Source organism: Streptomyces sp. NPDC050743 (assembly GCF_044456925.1).
GTDB lineage: Bacteria > Actinomycetota > Actinomycetes > Streptomycetales > Streptomycetaceae > Streptomyces.
Genome location: NZ_JBITGJ010000170.1, coordinates 1 through 10,437, shown reverse-complemented (window position 1 = coordinate 10,437; position 10,437 = coordinate 1). Strand labels below are relative to the sequence as shown.

At 69.3% G+C, this 10,437-nt stretch carries 9 protein-coding genes; 5 read left to right on the top strand and 4 right to left on the bottom strand.

What is annotated here, in order from left to right; genetic code table 11:
- Positions 1 to 658: 658 nt before the first annotated feature.
- Positions 659 to 1,807 carry a hypothetical protein gene (locus tag ACIBJF_RS49405; RefSeq protein ID WP_399184446.1) on the top strand — a complete coding sequence of 383 codons (1,149 nt, stop codon included), beginning with the start codon at positions 659 to 661 and terminating at the stop codon, positions 1,805 to 1,807.
- A 75-nt stretch (positions 1,808 to 1,882) separates the two neighbouring features.
- Here the strand turns inward: ACIBJF_RS49405 and ACIBJF_RS49400 are convergent, their stop codons facing one another.
- Positions 1,883 to 2,809 carry a phosphorothioated DNA-binding restriction endonuclease gene (locus ACIBJF_RS49400; protein WP_399184448.1) on the bottom strand — a complete coding sequence of 309 codons (927 nt, stop codon included), beginning with the start codon at positions 2,807 to 2,809 and terminating at the stop codon, positions 1,883 to 1,885.
- Positions 2,810 to 3,177: 368 nt separating this feature from the next.
- On the opposite strand from ACIBJF_RS49400, the gene ACIBJF_RS49395 reads away from it, so the two are divergent.
- Together ACIBJF_RS49395 and ACIBJF_RS49390 are read left to right on the top strand one after the other, a co-directional pair.
- On the top strand, positions 3,178 to 3,762 hold the full coding sequence (locus tag ACIBJF_RS49395; RefSeq protein WP_399184445.1) for a hypothetical protein: 585 nt from the start codon (positions 3,178 to 3,180) through the stop codon (positions 3,760 to 3,762).
- Positions 3,763 to 4,325: 563 nt separating this feature from the next.
- Entirely contained in the window at positions 4,326 to 5,666 is a 1,341-nt protein-coding gene (locus ACIBJF_RS49390) for an endonuclease domain-containing protein (protein WP_399184444.1), read from the top strand.
- 414 nt (positions 5,667 to 6,080) lie between these two features.
- Here the strand turns inward: ACIBJF_RS49390 and ACIBJF_RS49385 are convergent, their stop codons facing one another.
- Positions 6,081 to 6,599 (bottom strand): SMI1/KNR4 family protein, encoded by a 519-nt coding sequence (locus ACIBJF_RS49385; RefSeq protein ID WP_399184443.1) that lies wholly within the window; start codon positions 6,597 to 6,599, stop codon positions 6,081 to 6,083.
- A gap of 125 nt (positions 6,600 to 6,724) precedes the next feature.
- Between ACIBJF_RS49385 and ACIBJF_RS49380 the strand changes: the two genes are divergently transcribed.
- Positions 6,725 to 7,258 (top strand): hypothetical protein, encoded by a 534-nt coding sequence (locus ACIBJF_RS49380; protein ID WP_399184442.1) that lies wholly within the window; start codon positions 6,725 to 6,727, stop codon positions 7,256 to 7,258.
- Here the strand turns inward: ACIBJF_RS49380 and ACIBJF_RS49375 are convergent.
- Entirely contained in the window at positions 7,215 to 7,880 is a 666-nt protein-coding gene (locus ACIBJF_RS49375) for an IS5 family transposase (protein WP_399184447.1), read from the bottom strand. The two genes, ACIBJF_RS49380 and ACIBJF_RS49375, sit on opposite strands and share 44 nt — an antisense overlap.
- Positions 7,881 to 8,300: 420 nt before the next feature.
- Positions 8,301 to 9,593: an MFS transporter gene (locus ACIBJF_RS49370; protein ID WP_399184441.1), complete on the bottom strand. Its 1,293-nt coding sequence runs from the start codon at positions 9,591 to 9,593 to the stop codon at positions 8,301 to 8,303.
- 68 nt (positions 9,594 to 9,661) lie between these two features.
- Here ACIBJF_RS49370 and ACIBJF_RS49365 point away from each other — a divergent pair, with 68 nt between their 5' ends.
- On the top strand, positions 9,662 to 10,201 hold the full coding sequence (locus ACIBJF_RS49365) for a MarR family winged helix-turn-helix transcriptional regulator (protein ID WP_399184440.1): 540 nt from the start codon (positions 9,662 to 9,664) through the stop codon (positions 10,199 to 10,201).
- Positions 10,202 to 10,437: the final 236 nt, after the last annotated feature.

The window sequence follows — 10,437 nt, the reverse complement described above, 5'->3', positions numbered from 1 at the left end:
GACGGCGATCCGGCTATCCCTGCCCTGCTCCGCAGGAGTCCGATTCCTCCCCGGCCTGAAGGCCGGGGCATCCTCGGAGGAACCCGGTGAAGTGGCCCTGTTGTCTGCGGCGTCGGCCCCGGAGGGATTAGCTCACGTTGACGCCGATGTCCGGCCAGTTCCCCGGCTGTTTACGGCTCCGTTTCCGCCCCCATCGCACCCTCCCCGATTGGATTCCCGGGAGCACTATCTTCCAGCCTTGCCTCCATGCCCCGACTTCAGGGAACCTCGCCGCGACTCCGGGCATTCGCGTGCGCCGTCGCGGTGCTCAGGCACTCGGCGGCGGTCGCGACCCGCACCCCGTCGGGCTCGCAGTCCCACTCGCGCCCGCCGCCCTGCGGACGTATGACCTCCGTCGGCGGGACCACTCGCCGGAACAGCGTCCATAACTCATCCGACACCAACCGCTCAATCAGATCCGTCATGCACGGCAACGAACGACCACGCCTGTACGACGTCAGCGGCGACGGCCGCGACAAACCGCCTGCCAACTTTCGGATGCGTCTGTCTGTGGCCGGAGCCGACCCTACGATCAATCCCTTGCCGCCTTCCTCACCGGGGGCGGCCACCGGGGAAGCGATCATCGACCACGATCACGCGATCACAGGGGTGGGAAGACGTGACTGAACAGCCGGTATTTGTTCTGGGTTCGGATCTGCAGGCCCTGGAGCCGGCCGCGTTCGAGACCGAGGCCGAGTTCCAAGAGCTTCTCGCGCGCCATCCGAGGGTGCTGGATTTCGGCTCGCTGGCAGACGGCCGGCCGCTCAGGCTCGTACTGGTGGCGCGGGAGATGGGGGTCGCGACGAGTGCGGAGGGTGCTCCGGCGTACTGGCTGGACCACCTTTTCGTCGACGCCGACGGGGTGCCGACGCTGGTGGAGGTGAAGCGGGCAAGCGATACGCGTATCCGGCGCGAGGTGGTGGGCCAGATGCTGGACTACGCGGCGAACGGGGCACGTTACTGGCCTGGAGCGCTGCTTCAGCGTTCCTTCGAGGAGACCTGCGTCGCGGACGGCCGGCCGGTGGACGAGGCGTACGGGGAGTTCCTCGGCGACCGTTCCCGCCAAGAGTTCTGGACGATGGTCGAGGAACGGCTGACCGCCGGTCAGATGCGGCTGCTGTTCGTTGCGGACCGGATCCCGTTGGAGCTGAGGGCGATCGTCGAGTTCCTGAACCGGCAGATGCGGCAGACCGACGTGTACGCCATCGAACTGACCCAGTACCGGGGCAACGGAGACCTCCGCGTCCTGGTCCCGCGCATCCACGGGCAGGTCGCCACGGCAGCGAAGTCCCCTTCCGGCCGCCGCAGCACGCACCGGACCACGCGCGCCGACTTGGACGCGGCGCTCCGCACGCGCCTGGCCCCGCAGCTGCGGCAGATCGCGACCGCTCTGCTCGATCACGCGGCAGCCAGGGGACGGTTGGAGGGCGGATACGCCACCTACCCGAGCATGTCCGCCTCCTATCCCGTCGCCGGCCGGCAGGTGCCGATCTGGACGCTGTCCCTGTACGACAACCCTCCCAAGGAAGAACTCGCTTTCAGCTTTGGATCGCTCACCCACCACCTCGGCCCGGATCGGGCGGCCGCGTTCGCGCAGTGGCTGCCGGCCGTTCCCGAGTTGCAGAAGAAACTGGAGGTGCAACGACAGAAAGGCTACAAAGGCTGGCCCTCGGTCCCGCTGAGCGCCCTCGCCGCCCAGCCCGCCGCCGCAGAGGGCATCCTGGCCGCGATCCAGCACCTCATGGACGGCCCGGAAGTCTCCGCCTGATCGGCTCGCAGTGACCGTGCCTCGTCACCGGATCGGTGCGGCTGTCCGGGCGTGCTCAAGCTTCCTTGGTGGAGGTCATGCAGCATGCGCTGCGGGGCGCTTGAAGACCTGCCGCTGATGCCAGTCGACGTACTGCGCATCGATGGCCCCGTGGCCAGGCCGAGGCGTCGCAACACGTTGGCCGTGCAGGGCGTCGACAGCCTGCCCGGCCGTGCTTCGGGCCACGTACCAGCGGGAGACCTGGATCCGCAGGTCCGGCCCAAGTCCCAGCACACCGAGGTCGAAGAGCGTGTGGTGCAAGGAGCACAGCGCCAGCGCGTTGTTCACCTCGTCCGGACCGTCCTGGCTGTGCCAGCGCACATGGGCGGCCTCCACACCCACCGGATTGCGGCCGAGGGCGCCATCGAACCCGCAAAAGGCGCACGCGTAGGCGTAGGCGTGCAGGACGTCCTCTGCGAAACCCGGCCGCCGTGCCCGCTGCAGTCTCGGCCCCGGAACGGAGATTGCGTGCGTATGCCAGCCGGCCGGGTCGAGGCCGACGGCGTCACAGATGGGTGCTTGAAGAGCCGGGGTGAAGTGCTGCTCAAGCAGCAGCCTGGCAGCCGCCGCCACGGTGCCCGGGTCGGCGAGCAGCCGCTCCACCTCAGGGCGCATCCGGCCATGGGCGCCTTGGGCGCGCAGCCACCCTCCCCGATCCGGATCGGTCGGACCTATGGGCCGGCCAACGCTGTCCCGCACGTCCCACAGGGTGCGTTCCAGGTGCACGAAGGGCATCGCGGCACGCTGCTTGGCCTGTGACGGGTTGGTCATCACCGGACCGAAGTCATTGATCAGCCGGCTGACGGGGCCTTCGGCTTCGTCGTAGGTGACCGCGGTACTCCCCGAGGTGACGAACCGGCCCAGCAGCCACAGCACCAGCAACGGCTTGTGCGGCGCGCGATGCGCTCCGATCCGCGCCTGCCGCAGGCCCGACAGCGTGCTCATCAGTTCGTCCTGTGCCATCACGACGCCCACCTTGCCATGATCCGCCAGGAGGCGTGCCCCCAGTGCAAGCGGGCTGCAGCCGCCAACGCCTTTTGCCGCCCGGCTGAGCAGCCCACGCTCTGCCAGGGCGGCACGGCCGCCGTGGGCCTGGCGGACCTACGCGACATGATCAACCGCCGGCGAGCCAGTGGCCAGCCTGCTACATGTGCTCACGGACGAAGCTGTCGGCGGTGACGTCATTCCCCACCAAGAGCCCCCACTTCCCCGCCGCGTGGTCGAACAAGCCCGATGTCTCCTGCAGCTGGTGATCCGCAGAGGATTCTCTCCGGTCGGCTCAGCCGATAAGAGCTGGCTCGCGCCCCGTGTCATACCTCAACATTCTCGGCGTGACAGACACGGGACCCACCGAAGAAGACACGCCGGACGGGCTGCTGGGCTGGTGCCTGGTGGCCAACGTGGCGCGAGAAACCGCGCATGGCGAGAGCCGGCTCGACATCCAGCACGGCACGAAGCACTTCCGCGTGGGCGCCCTGCTGTGGCTCCCGCCCGTCCGCTGGGACCCCGGCCACGGTCGCTGGCCTGCGGTGGGCCGACACCGAGGCAACAGCCGCCGGTATGTCCACATGATCGTACGCCCGCAGGACTTGGAGAACTTCCGGGTCAAGGGTGTCTACAGCGAAGCCCAGGTGCGCAGCCTCAACGGCTACGACCACGACCCGGCCGCCCCACGGACCCTGCACAACCCGTGGACCCGCGAACGGGCCCAGGACTGGGCGGAGGCCCGAAACCACTTCCGGGAGCCTGTCTTCATCGAAGACCACCCCTACGCCCACCCGCGGATCTCCGTTCCCAACCCTCCCCCGGCAGAAATCCAGATCGACGGTGAGACCCTCCACCTCGCCCGCTACGGCACCAAAGGAGCCCACTACAGCCGCACGCCCCCTCCCATGGAATGGACCCCCGAGCCGTGATCCGCACGTTCGAACGACAGAGCGGAGAAGTCGGCGCCATGGGACAGTGGGGAAAATACGCGACGGTCCACAGAAGCGATCCGCTGAAGTCCCGTTCGCCTCGCCCTCACACCCCCGGCTCGTGGAACGCCAAAGACTTCCCCCGTGTCAGGCAGGGCTGCACCAGACGGTGACGTCGATGTCGTGTCCCAGCGTGTCGTCCACGACACGGTGCAGGGCAAGGTCGACGACACGATCATCAAGGGGACGGAAGGAGTGGCGGGGATCCGGCATTCCCAGTAGCGGTCCCCACGCGTCGATCGCGGGCTTCCACAGCGTGGATTAGTTGCGCCGCCCGGAGACTCTGCTGCTCAATTCGTCTGGGCTCGGGGACCGCTGATGTACGAGGGCGACGTGCCCGATTCTTGACGTTGTGGTGGTGTGGCTGCGGGCACGGGAGGTGCTGACGAACCAGATGCTCAGGAACAGGGGGTTGCGGGCGGCGGATGCGAGGTGGGTGGCGGCCCGGCTGACCGAGGCGCTGGGAGACCCGTTGCCGCGTTGTGGGCCGTTAGCCTGTGGGTATGTCAGAGCGTGTCATGTCCGGTCGCACGGACGGCCTGATCACCCTGGGTGCCGCGGACGCTCTGTGGGTCGATTTGACGGCCGACAGTGCTGTGCCGACGGCTTTGGGGGCATTCACGTGCTCTCCTGCCGATGCCCGGGTGGGGTACGTCCTCCTCGGCGGCCATGTGGTGGCGACGGTGAGGTCGAGCGGCGGTCAGTGGAGTGTTCCGGAGGCCCGGGTGCGCCGGGCGGCCGCGGAACTGAACGCGGTGGGCATGGATGAGCAGGACCTGGTCCGCATCGGTCCGTTTCGTGGGGCGCCGAGGCAGGAGTGCAACGAGGAAACGCCGCTGCGTTGGCGCCAGCGCATCACGGGGGAACTGCAGGAGCTGGGCGGCCCCGAGCGGGCAGCACGACGTGAAGTCGGCCGGCCGTACCATCTGGCGGGGATCGACTGGCGACAGATACTCGTGGAGCAGACCCGCGACGGGACGCAGCGGACGTGGTGGCTGCCGCGCGCTGTGGTCAGGCTGCTGGATGCGGCGGAGCACACCGAAACGCAGTGGGTGCAAGCCGCGCGGACCCGCCAGGCAAGCGCAGCCGTCACTGAGCCGCCCTCCCACTCCCGGCAGGCCCAAGCCGCCGGCAGCCGGCAGACGACGAGCCCCGAGGGCACCGCCTCACTGCGCCCGTACAACGCAGAGCTGGAAGGCCAGCTGTACTCGGTGCTCAGCAGGAAGCCCGGTACCTCCCGCAGGGTGGCTGGGTGGGCGTGCGCCGTCTGCCGCACTGCGCCCGCCGCCGTCCTCGACCACTGCCACGAACACGGCTACGTCCGCGCCCCCGTCTGCCAGTCCTGCAACACACTAGAACGCCCCGACCACCTGTACAGCAACGACATCCGCGTGGCGAACCGCTACACACGCCTCTTCCACACCGACACCGACGACTGGCTCCGCCACTGGCACCGCTGCCCCGGCTGCCGCGCACGCACCACCCTGCCCCTGCCGCACCTCGCCGCATGGACCGCCCACGTAGCCTGCCGATCGCTGCGCCCGACCCACCGCGCCCCCCGCGGGCGCAAGCCCTGCGGTGTCCTGCGCGTGTCCTGGACGGGCAGTCAGAAGGCGCCCCGTTCCTGCCTGCTCACTGTCGCCGTCGACTTCTGCCCCTCCGGCGAGCACCGTGTCCTGGCTCAAGTCCCCTACCGCGACGCCGCCGAGCGGTTTCGCATCTGGTTGGCCGAGACGGCCCCTGCCGTGGCCGCCGCGGCCGGTCCTGACCGCTTGGACGGCCTCCCTGCCCAGTTCCGGCCAGTCATCGCGGACACCAGCGGCGAGGGCCTAGCACTGTTCTGAGCGAGCACCGGGAGACCTGACACCCCAACGTCACCTCGCAGCCGCCGGCCCCCGACACGCTCACCCCGTACGGCCCAGCGACATGCGCAGCAGGGTTCCCGGACACCTCAAAGCACAGCACCAGCCGCAGTGCATCCCCGGGAATCGGCAGGCCCGATGGAGCGTCTGTTTGCAGGCGGGAGAGGTGGCGGACATGCTCGTTCGCACGGAGAATAGCGGCTCGGCTTGTTCTGGCGTTGCCCGGGCTGTGCAGCACGGCCGGTCCGATGGCAACCGTGGAGTGAGGGGCGTGCCGTTTACGGTGAAGAACGCATCGAAGCGGCCGGCCCCGAATCGGCGGAGGTCGGCCCCACGCCGCTCGTGGCAAAAAGTCGGCCCCGGCTGGTGGGCGCTTCGCCGGTGAGGTCCGTCGGGTCAGCCGTCGCTCCGCTCGCTCTCGAACTCCCGGGCGCAGGTGAGTCCCATGAGGAAGGAGCGGAAGTCCGGCGCGAGGGCCAGTTCCGAGTTGTCGTCCGCATCGAACCAGGCAACGGACGGTTCCCCGTGTCGGCCGCAGGTCCGGTAGTCGAGCCCGATCCAGAAGTGCCCGTCACCCGAGACCAGCACCACTGCCGTGGGCAGGCCCCATTCGTCGACCAGGTATGGGCTGTCGAGTATGGACAGCGTCCGCTCGCGGTGACCGATGCCCACCACGCTGTCGAACGGGACATGGTCGGCACTCCAAGAGGTCGGCAGGGTTGTGGGGAAGGCATTGCGGCTGTCGCTGACCTGGCCACCGTTTTGGTTGCGGAGCAGGTCCAACAGCGAGTCGGGGAGTGTGACGTCCAACAGCCGCTCGGCCTGACCGACCGCCCGGTCGGTCAGGGGCGGCTGCACTCCGTGGTCGCTGCTGGTGTCCCAGAAGAAAGGGGGAAGATCCTCAAAGCGCGCCATGACCGGCATGTTAGTGGTTGTTGTCTTTCCGGTCTTGATGGCTGTGTTTCCGCTGTTCAGGTATAGGGTCGACGGCCCCGTGGGAGTGGTGACGTGTCGTGTCGTCGCTCGGGTGGAGGTCGGGGATGCCATCAGTCGTTGGGCTGCTGGAACAGCGTGAGCTCACCGCTCGCCGCCGTGTGGACGATCTGCGGGAGAAGGCTGACCGTATCCACGCCGAGCTGGACGTGGCCGAGCGGGAGTGGAATGAGTGGGTCATCGCCCGCTCGCGCGTGGGCGAGGTGCTGGGCCCGGACGACGACGTCGTCGCGTCCGAGGACCGGCGCCATTCCGACGGGCAGCCGGTTCGTCCCGAGCCGGCGGACGCGGCGAAGCCGAAGTCCGTGGTGCCGATGTGGCGTGCGGGGCTGTCCTGGGCAGCGTTGTCAGTGGACTACCAGCGCATCCTGCAGGCCCTCGCGGACCGGAACCGGCTCGGGCAGGGTCCGCTGACGTGCCAGGAGATGGCCGCCTGCTTCGGTCTGGACCCGGTGCCGGGGAAGGTGGAGGCGCTGCGGTCGAAGGCGAAGCGGCTGGTGGCCCGGGGCTGGTTGGTCGAGTCAGCGCCGGGCCGGTTCACGCTCGCCAAGGACGTGGCCGGGCAAGGCGGCGCGTCATGAGCATCGTCATCGACCAGTAGACCATCGCCTCCGCGCTGCTGGTGGAGCGCTCGAAGTCGCGCACGAGGCGGCGGCTTCGCATCAGATGGGCGAAGAACCGCTCCACGATCCACCGCTTCGGCAGCACGACGAAGCCGCGCGTGTCGTCGCTGCGCTTGACGATGGCAAGGACCACGGTGAGAACGGCGAGGCTGTACTCGACGAGGCTGCCGGTGTAGCCGCCGTCGGCCCAGACGAGGGCCAGCAGGTGGTGCGCGGCGGCGACCTGGGCGGCGGCACGGTCGCCCACGTCCGCCGCGGTGACCATCACCGCGAGCAGCAGGCCGAGCGTGTCGACCACGACGTGCCGCTTGCGACCGTTGATCAGCTTGCCGCCGTCGAAGCCCCGGCTGTCGGATCCGACCACCGCGTCCGCCTTGACCGACTGGGAGTCGATGACGCCCGCACTCGGCTCCGGATCCCGCCCCGCCTGCTCGCGCACTCGGCGGCGGAGCCGGTCGTGGAACTCCCGGACCAGACCGTGATCGCGCAAGCGTCGGAAGAACGCATAAACCCGGTCCCACGGCGGGAAGTCGATCGGGATCGCCCGCCACTTTGTGCCGTTGTCGACGAGGTAGCGGATCGCGTCCAGTATCGCTCGGTGGCAATCAATATGCCTCCGGCTGGCCGCCCCGGCCCCGCAGCCAGCCCGGCACCGGCAGCAGCGGCCTGACCACCGCCCACTCGGCGTCCGACATGTCGGTCGGATAGCGGCGTTGGCGCGCCCCGTGGTCGCCAGCGTTCCCGAACCTGTGCGCCGGGCAGTCACACGCGAGAGTGACCGATGTGGACTCCGCTCCCACCATGCCGTAGAACCGCGGCAACAGGGCCTCCTAGACAGCTTGTTGGCATAGACACCCTTAGAGCCACCAAGACGCCCTGTTCTTATGCACGGCAGTTGCCACGATCACCCCATCGGGACCCCGTCGTGGCCCTCAAGATGGGCACGACGACAGCCAGTCAGGCAACGGCGCGGGCCGACACCGGGTCTGCATTCCTCCGGCTACCTGCCGTCCGCTGCCCTGGAGCCAGCCTCCGACTGACCCTGGCCCGCCGCGGCCACAGGTTCGCGCCTGGCATCGCCCCGTGCCGTGACCGGCTCCGGGTGCTCCCATGCCTCGGGCAGCAGCAGCACGGCCAGGTTCGCCGCTGCCACGAGCACCGCACCCGCCAGCAGTGGTGCCGAGGTGCCGAGGAGGGTGGCAACCGGAACGGCCACGGCCAGGCCCAACGGGCGGGCGGCAAACGAGATCAGCGCGTCGAAGGAGCCTACCCGCCCGAGCACCTCCTGCGGGATGCGGCGCTGGATGGCGGTCTCCCACAGCGGGCCGAGCACCCCTAGACCGAACATCGCCAGGAAGTACGCAGACGCCGCCCAGGGCAGCGCCAGTCCCAGCCCGAAGGCCGCCAGCGGCAGCGCGAAGACGGCCGCGCCCACGGCCACGCCGACCAGCGGGCGGCGCATCGGCAGCCGTCCTGCGGCAAAAGCACCGACCAGCATGCCGACGGTCCCCAACTGGGCCACCAGGACCCACGCGCCGTCACCGCCCATGCTCCGGACAGCGATCAGCGGTCCCAGGGTGAGCAGGAAGCCAGCCGCCAGATGCCATACTCCATGGCCCAGCACATTGGTGAGGAACCAGCGGTGGCGCCGGGCCTCGGTCCAACCTTCGCGCAACTGCGCCCGGAACCCCGCGTGGCCGCCGTCGGCCGGCCTGGTGGCCCGGCGGGTGTGCAGGCCGCCCAGGGTGGTCGCAGAGCCGATGAAGAGCGCGCCGGTCAGTAGCGAGGACCAGCCGGCGCCGAGCATCAGCATCATGCCGCCCGCCGTAGCAGGGCCGGCGGTCTGGGCCAGTCCGGTGGCGACGTCCAGCCGCGAGTTCAGCCGCAGCCGCTGGTCGGCGTCGACGGTCGCCGCGACCAGGGTGCGGACCGCTGGGGTGCCGAAGGCGACCGCGGCGCCGGTGACCGCGGCGAGCACGGCGAGGTCGGGCACCCGGACCAGGCCGCAGAGCAGCTCCGCGCCGATCGCGGTCTGCGCCGCGCCCCTGAGTAGATCGGCAGCGAGCACGACCCGCTGTGGCGGGAAGCGGTCCGCCAGCACGCCGGCGACCGGCAGCAGCACCAGCATGGGCAGCAGTTCGCATGCCAGCACCAGGCCCAGATCCCCTGCCGAACCCGTCGAGCCTGCGGCGTGTCCTCGAAGCAGCGCGAGCGTGAGCGTGGTGGGTATCAGCGCGGTGGCCAGCGCCGCGCAGGTACGGCCGACCAGCAGTCGGCGCATGGGTTGCGTCATGCACGCATAGTATTTCGCCAGCTAATCATTTGGCAACGAAATATAAGTTGGCGTAGCATACTGAGGGCATGGACACCGAGAGTCAGGGCCGGGAGCGGCCCGCAGAAGGGGACGACTCCGTCGACGTGCACCTTGCACGCTGGCACGGCAAGGCCCCGTTCGACGCGCGGGTGGAGGGGATCATCACCCGCATTCAGCTCCTGGCCAAGCACGTCGGCCAAGCCAAAGACCGCGCCCTGGCCGAGGTTGGCCTGCAGGAGTTCGAGTTCGCCACGCTGCACCGGCTCGGCGCGCGCGAGGCCCCGGGGCGGGCCACCCCCTCCGAGCTAGCGGCTGAACTCATGCTCTCCCCTGCTGGCATGACAGGCCGTCTGGACACCCTGGAACAGTCAGGGCTGGTGCGGCGTGTGCGCAGCAGTCAGGACCGACGCCGGGTGGACGTGGAGCTCACCGAGGCGGGGCGCACCCGCTGGCTGGCCGCGATGGAGCTGCGCGGGCAGGCGGAGGACTCGATGGTCGCCCCGCTCGACCCGGTAGAGCAGGACGCACTCAGCGCCCTGCTTAAGCGGATGCTGATCCAGGCGGAGGCGGACAGCCGCCACCGGTGAACCCCGAGTCGATGGTGTTGCTTCTCGCCGTCAGGTCTCAGTATCTCGCTGGCCGCCGCCGCAGCTACCCAAGGACACTCACGTCCGACCGACACCCCGCAAGATCGGATTGAAACAGCGACTTAGGAGCAGCGCTCGGCAGTTCACCGGGTTCCTCCGAGGATGCCCCGGCCTTCAGGCCGGGGAGGAATCGGACTCCTGCGGAGCAGGGCAGGGATAGCCGGATCGCCGTCAGG

Coding starts and splice junctions, on each gene's coding strand:
- ACIBJF_RS49400 (WP_399184448.1), bottom strand. CDS start 2,809: ATGGCACAGGACGAACTGATGAGCACGCTGTCGGGCCTGCGGCAGGCG.
- ACIBJF_RS49390 (WP_399184444.1), top strand. CDS start 4,326: ATGTCAGAGCGTGTCATGTCCGGTCGCACGGACGGCCTGATCACCCTG.
- ACIBJF_RS49385 (WP_399184443.1), bottom strand. CDS start 6,599: ATGGCGCGCTTTGAGGATCTTCCCCCTTTCTTCTGGGACACCAGCAGC.
- ACIBJF_RS49380 (WP_399184442.1), top strand. CDS start 6,725: ATGCCATCAGTCGTTGGGCTGCTGGAACAGCGTGAGCTCACCGCTCGC.
- ACIBJF_RS49370 (WP_399184441.1), bottom strand. CDS start 9,593: ATGACGCAACCCATGCGCCGACTGCTGGTCGGCCGTACCTGCGCGGCG.
- ACIBJF_RS49365 (WP_399184440.1), top strand. CDS start 9,662: ATGGACACCGAGAGTCAGGGCCGGGAGCGGCCCGCAGAAGGGGACGAC.